The organism is uncultured Microbacterium sp. (assembly GCF_947489255.1).
GTDB lineage: Bacteria > Actinomycetota > Actinomycetes > Actinomycetales > Microbacteriaceae > Microbacterium > Microbacterium phycohabitans.
Window position 1 is genome coordinate 429,615 of record NZ_CANLCY010000003.1, and the last position, 21,891, is coordinate 451,505.

Below are 21,891 nucleotides of genomic sequence, written 5' to 3' on the forward strand. Positions count from 1 at the left end.
TTCAGCGACAACAGCGACAGGTCAGCACGCGGTCAGCATACCCGAGCGGGGAGCGCGGCGATACGGATGCGTCACGCGGCGTCACCGGAGCCGGATGCCGTCGGGACCGGTACGACGACGAGACCGCCGTCAAGAGACCGCGCCGAGGAATTCGTCGAAGCTCTGCGCGGGACGACCCGTGACGCGCTCGACGTCGTCGGAGACCCCGGCGAGGTCGCCGCTGGCGATGGAGGTGTAAGTGCTGACCCAGGCGTCGACCTGCCACCGTGGCGCGCCGAAAGCGGCTCGCGACGCGTACGCCTCGTCGACGGTCTCGTCGAGGAAGCGGACGGGATGGCCCCGCACGGCCGAGATCTTCTCGGCCACCTCGGCCATGGTCAACGCCTCGGGGCCGGTGAGGTCGTACGAGACGTCGGCGTGGGCGGACGGATCGCGCAGGACCGCCACGGCGGTGGCGGCGACGTCGGACCGCGAGACGAGCGAGCAGCGCCCCTCGCCTGCGGGACCGCGGATCACCCCGTCGTCACCGGCGAAGAGCTCCATCATGTCCATGTAGAAGTTGTCGCGCAGGAACGTGAAGCTCATCCCCGACGCGCGGATGATGTCCTCGGTCGCCGCGTGGTCGCGCCCGAGGGTGAACACCGCGTCGGGTGCGGCGGCCAAAAACGACGTGTAGACGATCGAGCGCACGCCGGCGGCGGCTGCGGCCTCGACGAACGTGCGGTGGTGCTCCACGCGGTCGGCCGTCTCCGACGCCGAGACCATCAACAAGGTCTCGACGCCCTGCAGCGCGGAGCGGGCGGCATCCGTGTCGGAGTAGCGGGCGACGTGGACCTCGGCGCCGTCGAGACGCGGGGCGCGCGACGCATCGCGCACGAGAAGACGCTGCGGGATGCCGCGGGCGGCGAGGTCGCGGGCGACGCGGCCTCCCACGGCGCCGGTGGATCCGGTGACGGCGATGACGGGCGGCATGGACATACGGCCTCCGGGGGTGAGCGGTGCCTCCAGCGTATTGCGCCGCGCACTCCCCCGGCCGGGAATTGCCTCACCGATGGAGCTTCGCGCCGCCGGGGAGCTGCGTCAGGTCGCGGGCGCCACCAGACGTGCCACGCGGACGCGCACCGTCGCCGTCTCGTCGTCGTCGCCGGCACCCCGGGCCGCCGCCGCGACCGCCGCGGCCACGGCGGCGCTGTCGTCGTGCGCGGAGACGCCGATGCAGACCGTGATGGCCCGCGCTCCCGGCACGTCATCGACCGCGGAGAGCGATCCCTCGACGTCGGCGACGTGTTCGAACGCCCGAGCGACCACGGGCCGCGCGGAATAGCACTCGCGCACGCCCTCGACCGCCGTGACGGCCAGGTCGATGCGCGGCGCCAACTCGGCTGCGGTGATGCGGGTCATCGGTCTTCCCCCTCGTCCAGATGCACGTCGCCGACGGTCACGTCGACCCGGCCCACCTTCAGATCGCCGTGACGCTCGATCGCCAGACGGATGCCGTCGCGCATCTCGTCGACGGCGGCGGCGATCGCGCGCCCGAAACGCACGCTGACCGTCACGCGCACGTCGAGCGGCGCGTCGGGCTCGGGCTGATTCAGCCGCACCCGACCGACGAGCAGGCCCTCGATGCCGTCGCCCACCGTACGGATGAGCTCGTAGAGCGCGCCCTCGGTGACGACGATCTCGGTGCCGTCCTCGGTGCGTGCCAGGGGGATGTCACGGCCGGAGCGGAATTCGCGCATCACCTCCCGCATGATGCTGTCGTACCAGGAGTCCGCGAGCGGCTCGGCGGCCTGCTCCTCCACGATCTCGCGGGACAGCCGGCCCATGCGCTCCATCGAGGCGAGGATCGCCTGGCACTCGGCGTTGCGCTCGATCGCGGAGATGCGGGGGGTACGCCCGCGGTCGAGATACGCGGAGAGATCCTCCAGCGAGTAGCCGGAGCCGCCGATGTCGTCGTTGTGCTCGCTCAATCCGATCACCTCCACTCCTGCATGCGTTCCAACACGGTCTTGCGCGCCCGGGCGAGCCTGCCGCGGACGGTGGCGGCCGACTCCCCCACCTCGACGGCGATCTCGTCGTAGCTGTGCCCACCGACCTCGCGCAGCACCCACACCACACGGAGCTCCTCGGGCAGTTCCGCCAGCACTCTCTTCAACGCGTCCATCTGCGACGACGCCACGGCCGAGCGCTCCGGGTCGTCGGCCGCCGAGACCATCTCCTCGTCGATCTGATCAGAGATCTTGCGCGAACGAAGGCGGTCCGTGGCTTTGCGCGACACGATGGTCGTCAGCCAGCTTCGCACCTTCTCCGGATCGGTGAGATCTGGAAGGCGACGCCACGCCGTGATGAGGGCCTCCTGCACGCAGTCGTCGGCGTCGGCCCGTGATCCGGTGAGGCGCGTGGCGAAGGCGACGAGGAACGGCGCGTGTCGACGCACCAGCACTCCGAAGGCCATCTGGTCGCCGTCGGCCGCGCGCGACGCGAGGAAGGCGTCGGTGGCGGTGGACAAAGAGGGCATCGTTTTCCTGTCAGCGAATTCTCAGCGTCGAACCGTGACGTTTCGCGAATCCGGTTCGTCCCCATAGCGAAACACCCCGCACCCTCCGCTGTCGGGGATCTTGACGAAAGGACGCTCCTCATGGCACAGAACTCCTCTCTCTCGGCCGACGCCCGTACCAGCGGCGGCAAGACCGTCATCGTCGACCCCGTGGTCGCCAAGGTCGCCGGCATCGCCGCGGCCGAGGTCCCCGGTGTCCACGCGCTCGGCGGCGGCGCCGCGCGCGTGATCGGCAACATCCGCCAGGCCGTCGGCGCGAAGGACTACGCGCAGGGCGTGAGCGTCGAGGTCGGCGAGACCGAGGTCGCCGCCGACATCGCGATCCAGGTCGACTACCCCGAGCGCATCCAGCGCGTCGCGGACGACGTCCGCTCGGCCGTGCGTCGCGCGATCACCGAGATCGTGGGCATGAAGGCCGTGGAGATCAACGTGACCGTGGTCGACGTCTACATCCCGAGCGACGACGACGAGCAGGAGGAGGCACGCGTCCACTGACGTGCCGTCCGGGCCCGCGAGCACCTCGCTCGCGGGCCTTTCCTCTGCCGTCGAGGCGAGCCGTTCGGCGGGCGGCGTCAAGAGAGCCCCCCGTGTCGGACCCGACCGCTATCGTCGGCCACACCCCACCCCGACACCCAGGAGTCCCATGCGCATCGCCCTCACCGGCTCGTCCGGCAAACTCGGCACCGTCGTCGCCGGCGAGCTCCGCTCCGCCGGCCACGACGTGATCGGTCTCGACGTCCGCGGCGAGCGCGGCCCCGGGTTCGTCCAGGTCGATCTCACCGACTACGGCCAGGTCATCGACGCCCTCGCCGGCGTGAACGATCAGCACAGCGGTGTCGACGCCCTGGTCCATCTCGGCGCGATCCCGGCCCCCGGCATCCGCTCCGATGTCGCGACCTTCCACAACAACATGACGAGCACGTTCAACGTGTTCTGGGCCGCCGTGCGTCTCGGCATCCGGAAGATCGTCTACGCCTCCAGCGAGACGGTGCTGGGTCTGCCCTTCGACGTGCCGCCGCCCTACATCCCCGTCGACGAGGAGTACGCGCCGCGGCCGGAGTCGGTCTATTCGCTCGTCAAGACGCTCGAGGAGCGCATGGCCACCGAGCTCGTGCGCTGGAACCCCGACCTGTCGGTGACGGCCCTGCGCTTCTCGAACGTCATGGTGCCCGAGGACTACGCCGAGTTCCCCTTCGACGCCGACGCCCGCACCCGCAAGTGGAACCTGTGGGGGTACATCGACGCGCGCGACGGCGCTCAGGCGATCGAACGCGCCCTCGAGGTCGCCCCGGCGGGCTTCGAGACGTTCATCATCGCCGCGGCCGACACGGTCATGACCCGCCCCAACGTCGAACTCGTCGCCGAGGTGTTCCCGGGTGTCGAGACGCGCGAGCTCGGCGAGAACACGACCCTGCTCTCGATCGACAAGGCGCGGCGCCTGCTGGGGTACGACCCCCAGCACTCCTGGCGCGACGGGCGCTGACCCGCGGCCCGTGGGGGCGTGACAGACTCGGCGAATGGATGCCGATGAGCCGACCACGCCCCCACCGGCACCGCCCGCGCCCGCCGCAGGGGAACCGGTGATCCCGCTGCCGACGGCGCAGGAGAAGGAGACGAAGTTCCTCGCGCGAAGCGGAGCGGTAGTCATCCTCCGCCTCATCGACACCGGGCGGTTCGAGGTCAAGCTCGACACCCGCGGCGACTACACCGCGACGCTGCTGCACGACGGGAACACGTTCGCGCTGCACCCTGCTCCCGGTGTGCACGCCATCGGGGGCACCGACCTCACCGCCACCGACCTGTACGAGCGGTTCTGACCGCGAGCACAAGCCCCGCCGCCGGTCGGCGCGCGGCCGGTTGACTGGGGTCCTCGACCTTCGGGAGGACCACCGTGACCGACACCGCGCACCCCGCCTCGACGCCCGAGCCCACCACGGACGCAGCCGACGGCTACGACGTGGCCGTCATCGGCGCGGGGCCCGCCGGCACCGCTGCCGCCCTGCGGGCCGCGGAACTGGGTGCGCGCGTCGTCGTGCTGGAGGCCGGCCGCGTCGGCGGGACGTGCGTGAACACGGGCTGCGTCCCCACCCGCGTGCTGGCCAAGGCCGCGCGCCTCATGCGCGAGACCCGCTCCGCCGACGACTACGGCATCGTCGTCGACGAACCGCGCGTCGACTGGTCGGCGGTCGTGGCGCGGGTGCACGAGCGCGTGGATGCCGTGCGCTCGATCAAGCGGGAGGCCGAACGCTTCGCGGAGGCCGGTGTCGACCTCGTGCACGAGGGCCGCGCGCGCTTCGCGGACGAGCACACGCTCGTGCTCGACAGCGGCCGGCGCATCCGGGCGGAGTCGATCCTGGTCTGCGTGGGCGGGCACTCCCGTCGCCTGCCCATCCCGGGCGCGGAGCTGGCCACGGTGCCCGAGGACGTGCTTTCGCTCACCGAGCTGCCGGGCCGCGTCGCCGTGATCGGCGCGGGCAACACCGGCGCGCAGCTGGTGACGGTGTTCCGTTCGTTCGGCGCGGAGGTGACGCTGCTCGACGTCGCCCCGCGGGTGCTCATGGCCTCCGACGCCGCGATCTCGCGCGCCATTGCCGACGCGCTCACCCGCAACGGCGTCGACGTGCGCACCGGGATCGACACCGTCGAGCGTCTCGACCGGCAGGACGACGGGTCGATCCGCCTGACCTGGCGGCAGGACGACGCCGGCCGGAGCGTCGACGTCGACGTCGTCGTGATGGCCACCGGATGGCCCGCCGACGTCGAGGATCTCGGCCTGTCGAACGCGGGCGTGGAGGTGGAGCGCTCGGCGATCCCCGTCGACCGGTACTTCCGCACGATCGTTCCGCACATCCTCGCGGTCGGCGACGCGAACGGCCGCGACATGCTCGTGCAGGCGGCGCAGTTCGAGGGTGAAGCCGCGGCCGAGAACGCCGTCCTGGGGGCTAATCGCCGCACGCCCCATCACCTGCTGCCCGCGGGCGGGTTCACCGACCCCGACTACGCCGGCGTCGGCCTCACCGAGGAGCAGGCACGTGACCGCGACCCGGCGTGCGTGGTCGCCACGGTGCGTTTCGCCGACCTCGATCGCGCCGTCATCGACGATCGCGAGAACGGGTTCCTGATGCTGATCGCCGACCGGCGCCGCGAGCTCGTGCTGGGTGCGCACGCGGTCGGCGAGAATGCGGTCGAGGTGATCCAGTCGGTCACCACCGCGATGGCCGCCGGCATCGACGTGTCGACGCTGGCGGGCGTGCGCTTCGCCTACCCCACCTACAGCGCCGTGATCGGAAACGCCGCGCGCGCCCTGCTGCACGCCGACACCCCGGCGCTGCTGGAGTGACACACTGACACCGTGACCGCCGCGAATCCCGCCACGAGCTCCGCCGCCGACGCGCCCGCCCGGCGCGGTCGACCCGGCTACGACCGCGAGGGCATCCTCTCCGTCGCCGTCCAGCTGTTCAACGAGCAGGGCTACGACGCCACGAGCGTGTCCGACCTCGCGCGCCGCCTGGGGCTGGCGAAATCGGCGCTCTACCACCACTTCTCCTCGAAGGAGGAGCTGCTCTCGGTCGCCCTCGAGGCGGCCCTCGGCGGGCTCGAGGCGGTGCTCGACGACCCCCGCGCGGCCGAGGGCTCGGCATCCGATCGCCTGCGTCACGTGCTCACGGGCGCGACCGACGTGCTCGTGGCGCAGCTGCCGGCGGTCACCCTGCTGCTGCGCGTGCGCGGCAACAGCCCCGTCGAGCAGGCCGCCCTGGAGCGCCGACGCGTCTTCGACCACCGCGTCACCGCCCTCGTCGCGGCGGCCCAGGCCGAGGGCGACGTGCGCGACGACGTCGACGCCGCCGTCGCCGCGCGTCTGCTGTTCGGCATGATCAACTCCGTCGTGGAGTGGTACCGGCCCGGGGGCGGCGTCGACGGCGACCGGCTCGGCGCCGACATCGTGCGGATCGCCCTCGAGGGCCTGCGCACGTCCTGACCGCGCGGGCGTCCTGCCGCGGGCGTCCTGGCGCGGGGTCCCGCCACGGGCGTCCCGCCGGGAAGCGGCACGATCGGGGCGAGATCACCCGATCCGTGCGATTCGAGACGAGCGATCTGGTCACGATCGTGAGGTCTCGGCAGCAGAACGGGGCCCCGCGCGATCGCGCAGGGCCCCGTCGTGGCATCCGGAGTCAGGCCCGGAGGTCGACGCCCTTCGGCTCCTTGATGAGCGAGACCGCGACCAGCGACACGAGAGCGGCGACGGCGATGTACGCGCCGATCGTCCACGAGGCGCCGGTGGTGCGCAGCAGCGCCTCGGCGATCATGGGGGCGAAGGCGCCGCCGAGGATCGCGCCGAGGGCGTAGCCGATCGACACCCCCGAGTAGCGCACGTTCGCGGGGAACATCTCGGCGTACAGCGCCGCCTGCGGTCCGTACGACAGGCCGAGGCCGAGGGTCATGACGAACAGGGCGACGAAGTACCAGACGATGTTCCCCGTGTCGATGAGGAACCACATCGGCACGGCCCAGATCGCGAGCAGCAGGTAGCCGAGCTGGAACGTCCGCACGCGGCCGAGGGTGTCGGACAGACGTCCGCCCCACAGGGTGAACCCGAGCCAGCCGAAGGATGCCAGCGTCGTGGCGAGCAGGACGGTGGGGCGCTCGAGCCCGAGGACGGTGACCGTGTAGGTGGCGAAGAACGCGATGAGCAGGTACCCCGCGGCGTTGTTGCCGATGAACACCAGAGCGGTCAGCACGACCTGGCGCCAGTTCTTGCGGAAGAGCTGGCCGAGCGGCGCCGACGACTCCTTGCGGCGACGCACGAGGTCTTCGAAGACGGGGCTCTCCTCCACCGCGCGCCGGATGACGTAGCCGACGACGATGAGCACGATCGAGAAGAGGAACGGCACGCGCCAGCCCCAGGCGAGGAAAGCCTCGGCCGACATCGACGAGGTGAGGATCCACAGCGTCGCGGTGGCCAGGATCATGCCGACCGGAACACCGATCTGCGGGTACGCGCCGAAGTAGCCGCGACGGTTGACGGGGGCGTGCTCGACCGAGAGCAGCGCCGCCCCGCCCCACTCGCCGCCGGCCGAGAAGCCCTGCAAGACGCGCAGGAGGATGAGCAGGACGGGGGCGGCCACACCGATCGCGGCGTAGGTCGGCAGCACGCCGATGAGGGCCGTCGACACGCCCATCATGATGAGCGTGAGGACGAGCATCTTCTTGCGGCCGAGGCGGTCGCCCAGGTAGCCGGCCACGATCGCGCCGAGCGGGCGGAAGAGGAACGAGATGCCGATCGTCGCGAACGACAGCACCTGGGCGATGGCCGGGTCGGACTGCGCGAGTGGGGCGAGGAACAGCGGCGCGAGCACGAGGCCGGCCGCCTGGGCGTAGATGAAGAAGTCGTACCACTCGATCGAGGTGCCCACGAGGGTGCCGGCGAGCACGCGCCGCTCCTCTCGCGAGATGCCGGTCGTGGTGGCACGGGTGGATGCCGCTGTCTGCGAGGCCATGAGAACTCCGTCGTTCTGTGGGCAGGGGAATCTCGGCGGCACCTGTTACCGACCGAGCGTTCAGTAATAGTGTCAGAGGCGCGCCCGTCCGACAAGAGGACGGCGGAAGGAGCCGTCATGACACCCTGGACCATCGTCCCCGGCGCCCTCGACGAGCGTCTCGGCATCGTCGTGACGGAGCAATCCGTCGACGGCGTGAGCGCCTCGATGCCCGTCGACGGCAACACCCAGTCGCTGGGTCGGCTGCACGGCGGAGCCACCGCCGCGCTCTGCGAGGCGACGGGATCCTGGGCGGCGATGATCCACGCCTCGACCTTCGGCAAGGTGTGCGTCGGTGTCGATCTCAACATCACCCACCACCGCGGCGCGCGCGAGGGTCGCATCCACGCCGTCGCCACCGCCGCCCACCGCGGGCGTCGCATCGCGACCTACGACGTGCGCGTGAGCGACGACGAGGGCCGGCTCGTCGCGACGGCGCGCATCACGAACCTGCTCGTCGATCCGGAGTGAGCGCGGCGGCCTCGCGGAGCAGCCACGGCCCGCGCAGCACGCCCCGGGATGCCGGCGGTGGTCACGATCCGCGCAGCGGACGGGGTCGCTGCGGCGTCGTCTCCCACGAGCGCACCGCGAGCGCGGAAAGGGTCCGGGCACCGGGCTCTGGCATCCTGGGTGACATGACGAGGATCCGAGGGAGTGCACCGCCCCCATGCAGTGCACTCCCTCGCCCGTCGAATTCAGTCCCGAACATCTCTCGACGGGCGTATGGGCGTCGTCTCGAAGCCGGAGACGACACCCACCCCCATCTATGTGGTGTCGATCGGTCGGCATTCCTTACACGGGGCCGCAGATCTTTTTCCTCCCGCCGCCACGTAAGGATCGCGCGCGTTGCGACACAGCCTCTTCGAACGCACGGAGATGCACGCCGGTGATCGACGAGACGGAATTCGCGGCGCTCTTCCGCGAGCACCACAACGCCGTTCGGCGGTTCATCGAACGGCGCGTATCGGATCGCGAGGCCGCCGCCGACCTCACGATGGACTGCTTCGAGATCGCGTGGCGCAAACGCGATCCGCGTGATCCATTCGGATTGCCGTGGTTGTACCGCACCGCGCGCAACCTCATCGCGAACGAATATCGGCGACGCGACCGGGAGGGGGCATTGTGGACGCACATCGAAGACCACGTGCGCGCTCTGGCGAGCGAAGCCGAACCCGCGATGGCGCAACGCCTCGTCGACGCGATCCGCAATCTTCCCGAGCGCGAACGCGAGATCCTCTGGCTCACATACTGGGAGGAGCTGTCGGCCGCCGAGGTGGCCCTGGTCATGGAGATGAACACCGGCGCGGTGTGGACGCGACTCAATCGCGCGCGGGCGCGTCTGCGACCGCTGCTCGACGGCGCCGTCGTCCACGCGGATGGGGTGAGCGATGACCGACGATGACCTCGCGCGCGCGCTGCGCCGGATGGACCCCGCCGAGACCCCGCTCGACGCGCCCCTCCCCCTCGACGCCGAACGCCGGCTGCGGCAGATCCTCGACCGTCCGCCCGTCCGGCGTCGCCGCCCCGCCCTGGCGTGGACCTCGGCGGCCGCCGCCGTCGTCGTGATCCTGACCATCGTCACGGGAGTCCTGTGGATGCCGGGGACCTCGGCATCCGCCCTCACCCCCAAGCCCCTCGTCTACACCGCCGTGCCCAGCGGAACCGGTGCCGCGGAGGTGATCGCGCAGGCGCAGGAACGGCTCGCCGCCGGAGACGGCGAGGTGGCCGCGGAGCGCCGCTCGCTGTCGCTCGGCTGGTACTTCAGCGCCTCTCCCGACGGGGCCGAGGCGACGGTGTTCCGGCGCGAATGGGTGGACCTGCGCTGGAACGAGGACTTCTCCGGATCGGTGGTGACCACCGCGGCCGAGGCCACGAACGCCGACGGCGACACCGTGCCGAACGTCGACCCCGCCCCCGGGACCGTCGTCAGCGAGATGCGCTACGTACGCAATCAGTTCCGGCCGCTGTCGCCGACGCCGCCGGATGCGTCGGCCGAGGCCATGCGCGCGCTCCTGACGACGGCCACCGGCGCGGCGGAGGACCTGAACGCCGGTGACGCCCTGGTCGGTGTGCGCAGCGTGCAGGGCGAATGGACGCTCAGCAACGCCCAGCAGTCCGCGCTCCTCGACGTCGTCGCCGCCTCCCCCGGCCTGCGGGCACTCGGGACGACCGAGGACCGTCTCGGTCGCGCGGTCGTGGGCCTGGCGGGCATCCCATCGGTGACCGCCAACACCGAGGTGACTCTCCTGCTGTCGACCGAGACCGGGCGCATCATCGGGTTCGAGTCGGCGTTGATCGATGCGAACACCGACCTCGACCTGCCCGCCGGGTCGCTGACCGAATACGCCCTGTGGGACGCGCAGGACAGAGAGGATGCCCCCCGATGAGCCGCACCGACGATCCGTCCGCCGAGCTGCACCCCGACGTCGCCGCGGCCCTCGCCGAGGTCCCCGGCGGCGTGGTCATCGACGCCCGCCATGCGGTGTGGCCCGAGCTCGGGATGAGCATCGACGTGCCCGCCGAGGACGACAAGGCCGTGGGCAGTTGCGCGACCGGCAACGTGTGCGCGTTCAGCGGCTCGGGCCTGTCGGGAACCCGCGTGTCGTGGTCGACGTGCGGCACCTATGCGCCGGGTATCACCGTGCGTTCGATCGCCAATGCCCGTTCGGCGGGTTACGCTCAGGCGCGCTCGTCCTCGGGATCGGTGCTGGCGACGGCGATCGCGGGGTCGTCGGCGAACGTCTCGGGCGCGGTCGCCGACGTGCGCTGCGTGTCGTGAGCCCGCGGCGTCAGCGCCAGGGGCGCTCCGCGCGTTCCCTCCAGTAGACCTCCGGGTCGACGGCCAGCGCATCGAGCTCGGCCCTCTCGATCGACCGCGACGGCGCTCCGGCGCCGCGCCGCAGGTGCTCACGCGTGGTCGCGCCGATCAGCACGACATCGGCGAAGCTCCGCGCCCGCGCGACCCCGATCGCGAAGACATCGGCATCGATGCCGGATGCCGCCCGCTCGAGGTCGCCGTCCGGTTCGGCCGCCGCGAGCGCGCCGTTGGCGAGCACCTCCTTGAGCACCACCGTCCAGCCGGCGTCGTGCGCCGCGGCGAGCGCGTCGCCTGCCGAGGCCTCGCGCAGGTTCCAGGTCGACTGCACGGCGGAGAAGGGCGTGTCCGCGAGCGTCAGCGCGGCGCGCAGCACGTCGCCCTGCCGCGGTCCGCTCGTCGACAGCCCGACGCGCACTCCCTCACCGCGCAGCCGGCGCATCCGCTCGAGCACCTCGGCATCCGCCAGCACCGGGCTCTCGGGGGTGACGGAGTGGATCAGGTACAGATCCGGTGCCGTACCGAGCGCCGCGAGCGTCTCGGGCCACTGCCGGTCGAACATCGCGGCCGAGTGCTCCTTGCGCTCGTGGACCGTGGCATCCATCCTCCAGTCGCCGACGTACGCGTAGCCCCACTTCGAGCCGATCGTGAGCTGCGCGCGGCGCTCGGGATGGGCGGTGAGCCACGATCCGAGGAACTCCTCGGCGAGACCGTAGGACCGCGCCGCGTCGACGTACCGGATGCCGAGTCGCCACGCTTCGTCGAGCAGCTCGTGCGCGCGCGTGCGCAGGGCGTCGATCGACCGTTCGCCGGGGTCGCCGAGGTCGGCGTCGCGCGCGGTGGTGATGTAGGCGGGGCGGCCGACGGCGGCGAGGCCGAGGCCGAGGGGAACGGGGACGCTCATGATCCGACGGTAGCGGGGACGGACGGGAGCGGGGCGGGAACATCGGGACGCCGGCGCCTGTTGCCTCCAAGGTCCGCCGTCGACGGGTGTCGGCGGTGCATCCGAAAGCGACGCGCCATGACCTTCCTCGACACCACCGCCGACGACCGCCAGCCGATCTGCCCGGCCTGCGGCATCACGATGCACCCGCTGCTCGACGAGGGCGAGGATGCCGACGCGTGCCGGGAGTGCGGATTCCAGCTCGAGTGGCCGGAACCGCGACGTGTCGCGCGCAGCGACGAGGACGACGATGAACGCCCCCGCTCGCGCTGGGACGACGACGAACGCCCCCGCTCTCGCTGGGACGACGAGGGCTGAGCGCTACCGCGTCCGCGAGCGCCGCACCTCGACGCCGCTGAGGACGGCCGCGGCCGCCGAGAAGACGACCGACACCGCGAGCGCCACCGTGAGGGCATCGGCGAAGGCACTCGGGTCGGGCGCGGGCGAACCCGGCTCGGCCGCGCGCGCGGTTCCCGCCAGCACGAGGACGAAGCTCGTGCCGAGCACCGTCTGACCGATCGAGGCACCCACCCGCTGCGCGGTCTGCACGACCCCGCCGGCGACGCCGCCCCGCGCGGGGTCGACCTCGGCGAGGGTCAGCGTCTGGTTCGGCGTCACGATCGACCCGCCGGCGATGCCGAGGACGAACAACGGCAGGCACAGGCGCAGGATCACGCTCGTCGGATCGGTGGCCTCGGGCGCGACCCGGACGACGAGGCCGAGGACGATCGTGACGAGCGTGAAGACCGACACCGCGCCCAGCAGCAGCGGCCGACCGACGCGCGACACGAAACGGCCGGCGATGGGGGCGCCGAAGACCGTGCCCACGGCGTAGGCGGTGACCCCCAGTGCCGACTGCAAGGCCGTGAAGCCGAGGCCGTCCTGGTAGTAGAGCGCGAGCACGAGGGGGATTCCGGTGTTGCTGCAGAAGAACACCACCGCGAACACCACCCCGATGACGAACGATCGCGTGCGGAACAGGCGCAGATCCACCAGGGGCGCGGCATCCTCTCGCGTGAGACGGGCTTCGTGCCGGACGAAGGCGGTGAGGAGCCCGGCCGCGGGGATGAGCAGCAAGAGCGTCACGGGTCCGCCGGCCTGACCGGTCTCGACGATCGGGAACAGCAGGCACAGCAGCCCCGCCCCGAGCAGGACGACGCCGAGCAGGTCGAGCCGACGCCCCGCTCCGTGTGCGACGGGAGCGTCGGCCGCGACCCACCGGCGCGCGAGCAGCACCGCCGCGATGCCGATCGGGACGTTGATGAAGAACACCAGACGCCAGCCGTCGGCTTCGCCGCCCACCGCGATGAGCAGTCCCGCCACGACGGGGCCCAGCGCGGTGCCGGCACCCACGGTGAGACCGAGCCGCCCGAACGCCTTGCCCCGCTCGAGCGGAGGGAACGCGTTCTGGATGAAGCTCGACACCTGCGGCCCGATCATGCCGCCGAAGATCCCCTGCACCACGCGAGCGGCGATGAGCACCTCGGGGGTCGGGGCGAGACCCACCGCGGCACTGGCGACCACGAAGCCGAGCATCGACACGACGAACATGCGTCGGCGTCCGCGACCGTCGCCGAGCCGGCCGCCGATCACCGGCACGAGCCCGAAGGCCAGGACGTAGCCCGTGATCACCCACTGCAACTCGCTCGCTCCGGCGCCCGTCGACCGACCGATCGAGGGGAGGGCGACGTTGGTGACGCTGAGGTCGAGGAGCGACGCGAACTGCCCCATCAGCAGGACGGAGAGCGCGCGCCACCGGCGCGGATCGGGGGAAGCGTCCATCGGTCAGAGTCGTCGACCGGGCCGACGTCGGGTCGGGCCCGCCGACGCGCAGATCCGTCGATGCGCCATCCAGACCTCCCGGGTTGTCTCTCCAGGCTACGTCCCCTTCACCCGCGGACACACCGCGGCCCCGGTCGGCGTGAGGACGCCGGCCGAGGCCGTCGGAAGGGTCGGTGACGCGGTCAGGCGCGCGCGGCCGCCGAGGTCATCGGGCATTCGAACGGGTCGCGGGCGGCCAGGCCCACGCGGTTCAGATACCGGATGACGATGCCGTACGACTGCAGCAGCGTCGTCTCGACGTAGGGCACGTTCAGCGTGGCGCTGTGCTCTTTGACGATGGCGCGGGCCTTGCTGAGGTGCGGGCGCGGCATGTTCGGGAACAGGTGGTGCTCGATCTGGTAGTTCAGGCCGCCCATGAGCCAGGTCGCCCACCAGCCGCCGGTGATGTTGCGCGAGGTGCGCACCTGCTTGCTGAAGAAGTCGAGCTTGGCATCCGGGGCGATGACGGCCATGCCCTTGTGGTTCGGGGCGAACGAGGCGCCCATGTAGACGCCGAATACGGCGAGCTGCACACCCAGGAAGGCGAAGGCCATGCCGAGGGGCAGGAAGACGAAGACAGGGGCGACGAAGATCGCGAAGCGCAGGGCGATGAGCGACAGCTCGGTCCAGCGACCCTTGACCGGCTCGCGCGAGAGCAGGTGACGCAGCCCGATGACGTGCAGGTTGGCACCCTCGAGCGTGAGCAGGGGGAAGAACGCCCACCCCTGACGCTGCGTGATCCACCGCTGCAGGCCGCGCGCCTTGGCGGCGTCGACGTCGAGGAACGAGATCGTGTCGATCTCGATGTCGGGGTCTTTGCCCACACGGTTCGGGTTGGCGTGGTGGCGGGTGTGCTTCGCACTCCACCACGACACGCTCATGCCCACGACGCCTGAGGCGAGCCACAGGGCGAGACGCTCGTTGGCCTTGCCCGAGGCGAAGATCTGCTTGTGCGCCGCTTCGTGGGCGAGGAACGCGACCTGCGTGAACAGGATGCCGAGCGCTGCGGCGATGAGCAGCTGGAACCAGCTGTCGCCGAGCAGCACGAATCCGGTGATCGCGCCGCCGAAGCCGAGGGCGAGGACCGTGCCCACCAGGGCGTAGAAGCGGCGGGCCCGCGTGAGCAGTCCCGTCTCGCGCACGACCTGCGACAGCTCGGTGTAGGCCTTGGCCATCGGGGGGAACTCGGTGGTCCCCTTGTACGTTTGGCGGATCGGCCCCATCCGGGACTCGATGACGGGTGCAGCCATGGGATGCTCCTCGGTTCGGGGTGACCGCGTAGGCCGAAAGCCAAAGGCGGATGCCGAGGACTGGTGTCGACGTTACGGGGCGCATATGCGCCACGACGTATGTTCTCTCCTCCGAATATGCGGAAACACGCGGTTTGCGACGAACACGCGGAGGGGAAGGTCAGGTGATTGCCAGGTCCACCCGCCCGGAGGCGGTCATCGCGCGTGCCTGACCCACGCCCAGATGGGCGGACGCCGCCGACGCGTCGCCGATTCGCGTGACTGGGCGACGGCGTGGAGAGCGGATACCGGCTCGGACTCCGACTCGAGCGGGGCATCCGGGTCGAGGACCCCGTCGCGACTCTCGGTCCCCTCCCGCAGTTCGGCCGCGACGGCGGCGACCTCCGCGGCCGAGGGTCGGCGGTCGGGGTCGGGTTCGGTCATCGCGGTCAGCAGGACCTCCCACCCGTAGCCGAAACGCGAGGGGATGACGGGGTCGAAGTCGAGCGGGGCGAGGACGACGTGTTGCACCTCTCCACCGAGCACCGGACTCTCGCCCGTCAGAGCCTCGACGGCGAGGAGGCCCAGGGCGTAGATGTCTGCGGCGGCGCCGGGCACGTCTCCGCGCAGCTGCTCGGGAGGCAGGTAGTCCTCGTCCTCCGCGACGGTGTCGCCGACGGTCGTGCCCGCACCGCCGGCGAGCAGGTGGGCCACCCCGAAGTCGGCCAGGATCCCCACGAACGGGCGATTCGGATGACGTACGGGGCGCAGCACGATGTGCGACGACGTGAGGTGGTGGTGGACGATGCCCACCGCGTGCACGGCGGCGAGTCCGCGCGCCAGGTCCTCGACCAGCGTGGCCGCGGACGATGCCGGAAGTGGTCCCTCGCTGTCGAGGCGCTCGCGCAACGTGGGTCCGTCGATGAACTCCGTCACGAGGTAGCCGCGGCCGTCGCGCGCGAGCTGCGCGTCGTAAAGGGTGACGAGCGACGGGTGGTCGAGGGCGGCGAGAACGCGGGCCCCCTCGAGACGACGCGGCGGCTCGCTGTCGGCCGCCGGTTCGAGGGGGAAGACCTTCAGCACGACGTCTCGCGCGAGGATGTCGTCGCGCGCGCGGAAGACGTGGCCCTCCGTCCCCCGGCGACCCAGCGGCTGCAGGAGGCGGTAGCGACCGGCGAAGACCGCGCCCAGGTCCGGCACGGAGGGCGCCGTGGCATCCGGCACGCGCTGCGCCCGGAGTGCTCGTCGCCCACCCTCCCGGGGGACGGCCGCCGTCATCGCGGGCTCCCGACACACGCCGTGATCCGGCACCCGATGAGCCGCTGCCGCATGAGAAACTCCTCTAGCCCGAGGCTGTGAGAGACCGCAACGGGCGCACTATTGGGGGGCGCCCGCCCGTTGCGGTCGCTCAAACTTTACTGAGCAATAGCGATTTCCGCTGACGGATGACAGAACGAGCGGACGGGGGCATAATGAGCGACCTTCACCGACGCGCCGAGGCGTTCGCCGCCCTCGGAGACCCCGGCCGCCTGCGCATCGTCGACCTGCTCGCGATGGGCGACATGTCGTCGAGCGAGATCGCCTCCGTGCTCGGGATGAAGTCGAACCTCGTCGCCTTCCACGCCAACGTGCTCGAAGACCGCGGGATCGCCAGGCGTGTGCGGTCCGAGTCGGACGGCCGCCGCAGCTACCTGCAGCTGGTTCCCGAGGCGTTCTCCGACCTCACCCTCGCCCCGCGCAAGGTCGAGGGCCGCGTGCTCTTCGTCTGCACGGCGAATTCCGCCCGCTCGCAACTGGCCCGCGCCATCTGGGACGCCCACAGCGCGATCCCGGCGGAGTCGGCCGGGACCGACCCCGGCGCGCACGTGCACGCCGGCGCCATCGCCGCCGCGGCCCGGCACGGTCTGCACCTCGACGACACGGCCCGCCCCCGGTCGCTCGACGAGGTCGCCCGGCCCGGGGATTTCGTCATCAGTGTGTGCGATCACGCGCACGAGACCCTCGGCGGTCGCGACGACGTGCACTGGTCGATCCGCGATCCCGCGCAGATCGGCAACGCCGAGGAATTCGACCGCACCGTCGCCGAGCTCCGCACGCGCATCGCCCGCGTCGCGCCGCAGCTCACCGCGGCGTGAGCCTGTGCCGCGACGCCCGGGCGAGACGATCCCCGCTGCCCGAGGCCGCACCCGGTCCTCCCCTACAGGCCTCGTCGCGCCGTCGGCGACGGCGGCGAATAAGCTGACTCCCACGAGCCGATCGCCACCCGCCCCGCGCTCCCCCACCCCTGTCGACGCCGACGCCGCCTCCCGTCGCGGCCGCGATCGGCATCCTGATCCCGGAGGTTTCGATGACCCACTCCCCCGCCGCGCGCATGCACGAGGTCAGCGACGAGACCCGCGCCATCGTCGACATGGTGCTCGAGTACTCGCGGGGTCGTCTCACCTCGGAGGACACCCCGCTCGACAAGCCGCTGCCGGCCGCCGAACTGCGCCGCCTCGCGGGTCGCACCATCGACGAGAACGGTATCGGCGCGCGCAAGGCGCTCGGGATCTTCGAGCACGTGCTCGCCCCCGCGTGCATCACCACCGACGATCCTCGCTACCTCTCCTTCATCCCGAGCGCTCCCACCAAGGCCGCCGCGGCGTTCGACCTCGTCGTCTCCGCCAGCGCGCTCTACGGCGGCTCCTGGCTCGAGGGCGCGGGTGCCGTGCACGCCGAGAACGAGGTGCTCCGCTGGCTCGCCGCCGAGTTCGGGCTCCCCGAGGGCGCCGGGGGCGTCTTCGTGCAGGGCGGGACGCTCGGCAATCTGTCGGCCCTCGTCGCCGCGCGCGAGGCGGCGCGCGATCGATTCGCGGATGCCGGCACACCGCGTCCCGACGCGTGGCGCGTGGTCTGCAGCGTCGAGGCGCATTCCTCGATCGCCTCGGCGGCGCGGGTGATGGACGTCGAGGTCGTCGGCGTGCCCGTGGGAGAGGACGGCGTGCTGCGCGGCGACGCCGTGCGCGCCGCGCTCGACGAGCACGGCGACAGCGTCTTCGCCGTGGTCGCCACGGCGGGCTCCACCAATTTCGGCATCGTCGACGACATCGCCGACATCGCCCGGGCGATCGAGGGTACCGACGCGTGGTTGCACGTCGACGGCGCCTACGGGCTGACCGGCATGCTGTCGCCCCGCACCCGACACCGGTTCGCCGGAGTCGAGCACGCCGACTCTCTCGTCGTCGACCCGCACAAGTGGTTGTTCGCCCCCTTCGACGCGTGCGCACTCATCTACCGCGATCCCGAGCTGGGTCGCCGCGCCCACACGCAGCACGCCGAGTACCTCGACACCCTCACCGAGACCAGCGACTGGAGCCCCTCGGACTTCGCCGCCCACCTCACTCGCCGCGCCCGCGGACTGCCGCTGTGGTTCTCCCTCGCCACCTACGGCGCCGCGGTCTACCGCGAAGCCATCACGGTGGCCATCGATCTCGCAGAGCGCATCGCCGAAGAGATCGACGGCCGCCCCGAGCTGACGCTCGTGCGCCGCCCCCAGCTCGGGGTCGTCGTCTTCGAGCGCGTCGGCTGGGAGAAGGCGGACTACGACCGCTGGTCGGCGCAGCTGCTCGACGGCCAGCATGCCTTCGTCACCCCGTCGAGCCACGCCGGACGCGTCAACGCCCGCTTCGCGATCCTGAACCCCCGCACGACGTTCGACGACCTCGTGGGGATCCTCGACACGATGAAGTGACCCGGCGCGCGGGCATACCGGCGCGGGACGCCGTCGAGCGGCGGCCCGTGCCGTACGACGGAGATCGTCACCGATACGCTGGCGCGCGGGCCCACCGGCGCGGGGCGTCCTCGATCGGCGGCCCGTGCCGTACGACGGAGATCTTCGCCGACACGCCGGCGCGCGGGCCCACCGGCGCGGGGCGCCGGTCGACCGGCGGCCCGTGCCGTACGACGGAGATCGTCACCGACACGCCTGCGCCGGGCCCACCGGTTCGGGACGCCGTCGAGCGGCGGCCCCTGCCGTACGGCGGAGATCATCACCGACACGCCGGCGCCCGATCGACCGCCACGGCGTGTCGACGAGAAGTTCCGCCGTTGTGCGCGGTCACCTCGCGGCGGGACCTCCGCCGATTCCCGGCCTCCGCTTGCACTCGTCGGGAGCGACGTGCGCGGCCGCATGAGAGAAAAAGAAAAGCCCCGGTGAGACCGGGGCTGATCCTGCAGAACTGTAGCGGGAGCGGGGCTTGAACCCGCGACCTCACGATTATGAGTCGTGCGCTCTCACCAACTGAGCTACCCCGCCGCGCGGCATCCGGAAGGATGCTTGAGCCCCGAGTCAGGATTGAACTGACGACCCCTTCCTTACCATGGAAGTGCTCTGCCACTGAGCTATCGGGGCGTACCCGGATCGCTCCGGGCAACTAGAAGAGAATATCAGACCGAGACACTCTCTTACGAATCGAGGGTCATCCTCCGGCGTGCTGGCGCAGCCACGCGATCGGGTCGATCGGCGTCGTGCCGTTCTGGAGGATCTCGACGTGGGTGTGGGCACCGAAGGAGCGACCGGTGTTCCCGGTGCGGCCGAGGAACTGACCCACGTGCACCTTCTCGCCCTGGGTGACCTGCAGCGAGCCGTACTGCATGTGACCGTAACGGCTCGAGACGAGCTGTCCGTCGATCTCGTGGTCGATCAGCACGGTGACGCCGAAGGCGCCGCCCTGCTCGGTCGCGATGCGCACGGTGCCGTCGGCGATGGCCTGCACGGGCGAGCCCTCGCCGGGCACGAAGTCGGCACCCTCGTGGAAGCCGCCGTCGCGCATGCCGAAGCCGTACGAGATCGACACTCCCACCGCGAAGGGCCACTGGATGGGCGACGTCGGGTCGTTCACGTAGAAGTCGGACGGGCGGGTGATGCCCGAATCGAGCGCCATCTTCGCGTAGGTGGTGGCGCTGTAGCCGTCGTCGGTGCGGTCGACCACGCCGGCCGATGCCTGCGCGGGGGCGACGTACGCCTGGATCTCGCCGTCGCCCGCGGCGACGTCGCTACCGCCGACCGCGAGGCGGGTCGTGGCGGAAGCGGCGGGGGCCGTGACGCTGTCGGTGCCGCTCGCCGAGGCGAGGGCGTTGACGGGCATGGTCATGCCGACGGTGAGCAGTCCGACGACGCCCATGACGCCCACCGAGAACGACGTCGTCGCGATGCGACGCACGTTGCGGCGAGTGCGGGGAGCGGCCGCGGCCGCGGGCAGCCCCTCGGCGACGGGCTCGCGCGGGGCGACGACGGGCGCCTGGATGGCCGTCTCGCCCGTGAAGGAGAAGAGGCGCGCGGCGGTGGCGAACTCGTCGGCCTCATCGGTCGAGGCCGACGCGGCGGACTCGGCAGCGACGGACGCGGAGTCGACGGATGCCGCGGGCGCGGGGATCGCGGCATCGGGGGTCTCGTCGATCTGCTCGGCGGCGACGGCGTCGTCGACGGTCGAGTCGATGATGACCGAGGATGCCGGACGGCGACGCGAGCGACGCGAGACCGGGAGGGTGATGGGCGAGGTCGGCAGCGAGACGGGCGTGGTGGCCACGTCGCTGTCGGCGCTCTGCAGGATGACGGCGACGTCGTCGGAGCGGCGCTCCTCGACGACGGTGACCTCGAGGGCGTCGGACGCCTCGTCGGCCGGGGCTTCGTCGGCCGGGGCGTCGTCGGCCGGGGCTTCGACGGCCGGGGCGTCGACGGCCGCCTCACGGTCGGGCAGCGTCGGCTCGATCGTCGCGGCGATCACGGTCTCCATGACGGCGACCGCGACGTTCTCGATCAGCTCGGGCTGAGAGGCGGACTCGGCGTCGACCGGAGCGGGATCGGCGGGCTTCGGGGCGGGCTCATCGACAACGGCGGTGGGCGCTTCGCTCGCGGAGAGACGGCGCATCTCGGCGCGGGTCAATCGCGGAGCGGACTCAGCGGCAGGCGTGGTGAGGGGGCGACGAGACCGCCGGGTCGGGGCGGGCTCAGTCTCGGGGGCTTCTGACGGCAACGCGCGGGGGCTCTCGTGTCGTGTCGCAGGCGCGACGGCTTCGGGCTTTGGGGGCTTGGCCGTTTTCCGTGGATTCGGGTCACGAAAAATAACGAACTGGTAAACACCCTACCCCGGGCGGTCTGGGAATGCCATGAACGCCCCGCCTTTTCACCTGTCGTAATCGAGCAGGGGCTCCAGACGGTCGAAGAACGCCGGTCCTGCCGCGATGACCATGCCGTTGCCGGGTCGTCCGCCGGGGGCTCCGCCCACCGTGCCGCCCGCCTCCTGCACGAGCAGCGATCCGGCCGCGTGATCCCACGGCTGCGTGCCGCGCTCGTAGTAGGCGTCGACGCGTCCCGCGGCGACCGAGGCGAGATCGAGCGAGGCCGCGCCGATACGGCGCACGTCGCGCGCGATCGGCATGACCCGCGCCAGCTGCGCCAGCGCCGGTCCGTGGGTCTCGGGGTTGTAGCCGAAGCCGGTCGCCACGAGTCCGCCGGCCGGGCCCACCTCGCTCACCGTGAGGCGCTGGTCGCCGAGCCAGGCTCCCCCACCGCGCGAGGCCGTGAACAGCTCGCCCGTGACGGGGTTGAAGACGGCTCCGGCGAGCGCTGTCCACGTCGCCGTCTCGGCGGTGCCCTCGACCGCGGCGATGCTCACGGCCCACGCCGGGATGCCGTAGGCGTAGTTGACGGTGCCGTCGATCGGGTCGACGACCCAGGTGATCCCGCTCGTGCCCTCCTCGGCACCGGACTCCTCGCCGAAGAATCCGTCGTCGGGCCGCTCGCGCGCGAGCTCCGCGCGGATGAACGCCTCCACCTCGCGGTCGGCGGCGGTGACGATGTCGGCGGCGGCCGACTTGGTCGCGGCCACCGTCACCCCCTCCTGCCGACGGCGGTGGGCGAGGTCGCCGGCCTCACGGGCGATGCGCGCGGCGATGTCGAGCAGTTCTGCGGGAAGGGTCATGGCATCCACGCTAGTGCGCCACCCCCT

At 71.5% G+C, this 21,891-nt stretch carries 23 protein-coding genes and 2 tRNA genes; 12 read left to right on the forward strand and 13 right to left on the reverse strand.

Annotated features, from left to right (window positions below):
- Positions 1–129 precede the first annotated feature (129 nt).
- From Q0818_RS09335 to Q0818_RS09350, 4 genes are all read right to left on the reverse strand, one after another.
- The gene (locus Q0818_RS09335) at positions 130–978 is read right to left on the reverse strand and encodes an SDR family oxidoreductase (protein ID WP_298873821.1); all 849 of its coding nucleotides are present in this window, start codon (positions 976–978) and stop codon (positions 130–132) included.
- A gap of 102 nt (positions 979–1,080) precedes the next feature.
- A complete protein-coding gene (locus Q0818_RS09340; protein ID WP_298873822.1) occupies positions 1,081–1,401 on the reverse strand; it encodes a hypothetical protein in 321 nt (106 codons plus the stop codon).
- Complete coding sequence (locus Q0818_RS09345) at positions 1,398–1,970, reverse strand: hypothetical protein (RefSeq protein ID WP_298873824.1); 573 nt, start codon at positions 1,968–1,970, stop codon at positions 1,398–1,400. The genes Q0818_RS09340 and Q0818_RS09345 overlap by 4 nt, the downstream gene beginning before the upstream one ends.
- Positions 1,971–1,975: 5 nt before the next feature.
- Positions 1,976–2,518, reverse strand: coding sequence for a sigma-70 family RNA polymerase sigma factor (locus Q0818_RS09350; protein WP_298873826.1), 543 nt, complete (start codon positions 2,516–2,518; stop codon positions 1,976–1,978).
- Positions 2,519–2,638: 120 nt separating this feature from the next.
- Between Q0818_RS09350 and Q0818_RS09355 the strand changes: the two genes are divergently transcribed.
- The 5 genes from Q0818_RS09355 to Q0818_RS09375 all read left to right on the forward strand — a co-directional run bounded on the left by Q0818_RS09355 (position 2,639) and on the right by Q0818_RS09375 (position 6,536).
- Positions 2,639–3,052: an Asp23/Gls24 family envelope stress response protein gene (locus Q0818_RS09355; protein ID WP_298873827.1), complete on the forward strand. Its 414-nt coding sequence runs from the start codon at positions 2,639–2,641 to the stop codon at positions 3,050–3,052.
- 148 nt (positions 3,053–3,200) lie between these two features.
- Complete coding sequence (locus Q0818_RS09360) at positions 3,201–4,040, forward strand: NAD(P)-dependent oxidoreductase (protein WP_298873829.1); 840 nt, start codon at positions 3,201–3,203, stop codon at positions 4,038–4,040.
- A 34-nt stretch (positions 4,041–4,074) separates the two neighbouring features.
- Complete coding sequence (locus tag Q0818_RS09365; protein ID WP_298873831.1) at positions 4,075–4,374, forward strand: hypothetical protein; 300 nt, start codon at positions 4,075–4,077, stop codon at positions 4,372–4,374.
- A 74-nt stretch (positions 4,375–4,448) separates the two neighbouring features.
- Positions 4,449–5,897, forward strand: a complete 1,449-nt coding sequence (locus tag Q0818_RS09370) for an NAD(P)/FAD-dependent oxidoreductase (protein WP_298873834.1) — start codon at positions 4,449–4,451, stop codon at positions 5,895–5,897.
- Positions 5,898–5,909: 12 nt separating this feature from the next.
- A complete protein-coding gene (locus Q0818_RS09375) occupies positions 5,910–6,536 on the forward strand; it encodes a TetR/AcrR family transcriptional regulator (protein WP_298873836.1) in 627 nt (208 codons plus the stop codon).
- A gap of 193 nt (positions 6,537–6,729) precedes the next feature.
- Here Q0818_RS09375 and Q0818_RS09380 read toward each other — a convergent pair whose 3' ends face one another.
- Positions 6,730–8,055, reverse strand: a complete 1,326-nt coding sequence (locus tag Q0818_RS09380) for an MFS transporter (protein WP_298873838.1) — start codon at positions 8,053–8,055, stop codon at positions 6,730–6,732.
- 117 nt (positions 8,056–8,172) lie between these two features.
- On the opposite strand from Q0818_RS09380, the gene Q0818_RS09385 reads away from it, so the two are divergent.
- The 4 genes from Q0818_RS09385 to Q0818_RS09400 all read left to right on the forward strand — a co-directional run bounded on the left by Q0818_RS09385 (position 8,173) and on the right by Q0818_RS09400 (position 10,873).
- Positions 8,173–8,565: a PaaI family thioesterase gene (locus Q0818_RS09385; protein ID WP_298873840.1), complete on the forward strand. Its 393-nt coding sequence runs from the start codon at positions 8,173–8,175 to the stop codon at positions 8,563–8,565.
- Between the two features lie 415 nt (positions 8,566–8,980).
- Positions 8,981–9,496 (forward strand): sigma-70 family RNA polymerase sigma factor, encoded by a 516-nt coding sequence (locus Q0818_RS09390; protein WP_298873842.1) that lies wholly within the window; start codon positions 8,981–8,983, stop codon positions 9,494–9,496.
- Entirely contained in the window at positions 9,483–10,481 is a 999-nt protein-coding gene (locus Q0818_RS09395) for a hypothetical protein (protein ID WP_298873844.1), read from the forward strand. Before Q0818_RS09390 ends, Q0818_RS09395 begins: the two co-directional genes overlap by 14 nt.
- Complete coding sequence (locus Q0818_RS09400; RefSeq protein ID WP_298873846.1) at positions 10,478–10,873, forward strand: peptidase inhibitor family I36 protein; 396 nt, start codon at positions 10,478–10,480, stop codon at positions 10,871–10,873. The genes Q0818_RS09395 and Q0818_RS09400 overlap by 4 nt, the downstream gene beginning before the upstream one ends.
- A 10-nt stretch (positions 10,874–10,883) precedes the next feature.
- On the opposite strand, the gene Q0818_RS09405 is transcribed toward Q0818_RS09400, so the two are convergent.
- Entirely contained in the window at positions 10,884–11,813 is a 930-nt protein-coding gene (locus Q0818_RS09405) for an aldo/keto reductase (RefSeq protein WP_298873848.1), read from the reverse strand.
- A 117-nt stretch (positions 11,814–11,930) separates the two neighbouring features.
- On the opposite strand from Q0818_RS09405, the gene Q0818_RS09410 reads away from it, so the two are divergent.
- Positions 11,931–12,170 (forward strand): hypothetical protein, encoded by a 240-nt coding sequence (locus tag Q0818_RS09410; RefSeq protein ID WP_298873850.1) that lies wholly within the window; start codon positions 11,931–11,933, stop codon positions 12,168–12,170.
- A gap of 3 nt (positions 12,171–12,173) precedes the next feature.
- Here the strand turns inward: Q0818_RS09410 and Q0818_RS09415 are convergent, their stop codons facing one another.
- The 3 genes from Q0818_RS09415 to Q0818_RS09425 form a co-directional block, all read right to left on the reverse strand.
- Complete coding sequence (locus Q0818_RS09415) at positions 12,174–13,634, reverse strand: MFS transporter (RefSeq protein ID WP_298873851.1); 1,461 nt, start codon at positions 13,632–13,634, stop codon at positions 12,174–12,176.
- A 182-nt stretch (positions 13,635–13,816) separates the two neighbouring features.
- Positions 13,817–14,923, reverse strand: coding sequence for an acyl-CoA desaturase (locus Q0818_RS09420; RefSeq protein WP_298873852.1), 1,107 nt, complete (start codon positions 14,921–14,923; stop codon positions 13,817–13,819).
- A 195-nt stretch (positions 14,924–15,118) separates the two neighbouring features.
- Positions 15,119–16,180 (reverse strand): serine/threonine-protein kinase, encoded by a 1,062-nt coding sequence (locus Q0818_RS09425; protein WP_298873853.1) that lies wholly within the window; start codon positions 16,178–16,180, stop codon positions 15,119–15,121.
- A gap of 194 nt (positions 16,181–16,374) precedes the next feature.
- On the opposite strand from Q0818_RS09425, the gene Q0818_RS09430 reads away from it, so the two are divergent.
- Both Q0818_RS09430 and Q0818_RS09435 read left to right on the forward strand, forming a co-directional pair.
- Positions 16,375–17,037, forward strand: a complete 663-nt coding sequence (locus Q0818_RS09430; protein ID WP_298873855.1) for an ArsR family transcriptional regulator — start codon at positions 16,375–16,377, stop codon at positions 17,035–17,037.
- A 212-nt stretch (positions 17,038–17,249) separates the two neighbouring features.
- Positions 17,250–18,632 (forward strand): aminotransferase class V-fold PLP-dependent enzyme, encoded by a 1,383-nt coding sequence (locus tag Q0818_RS09435; RefSeq protein ID WP_298873857.1) that lies wholly within the window; start codon positions 17,250–17,252, stop codon positions 18,630–18,632.
- Positions 18,633–19,122: 490 nt separating this feature from the next.
- Here Q0818_RS09435 and Q0818_RS09440 read toward each other — a convergent pair.
- The 4 genes from Q0818_RS09440 to Q0818_RS09455 form a co-directional block, all read right to left on the reverse strand.
- A tRNA-Met gene (locus tag Q0818_RS09440) sits at positions 19,123–19,196 on the reverse strand.
- Positions 19,197–19,220: 24 nt separating this feature from the next.
- Positions 19,221–19,292: transfer RNA gene (locus Q0818_RS09445), tRNA-Thr, on the reverse strand.
- A gap of 67 nt (positions 19,293–19,359) precedes the next feature.
- Positions 19,360–20,811 (reverse strand): peptidoglycan DD-metalloendopeptidase family protein, encoded by a 1,452-nt coding sequence (locus Q0818_RS09450; RefSeq protein WP_298873859.1) that lies wholly within the window; start codon positions 20,809–20,811, stop codon positions 19,360–19,362.
- Positions 20,812–21,066: 255 nt separating this feature from the next.
- A complete protein-coding gene (locus Q0818_RS09455; RefSeq protein WP_298873861.1) occupies positions 21,067–21,864 on the reverse strand; it encodes an inositol monophosphatase family protein in 798 nt (265 codons plus the stop codon).
- Between the last annotated feature and the right edge of the window lie 27 nt (positions 21,865–21,891).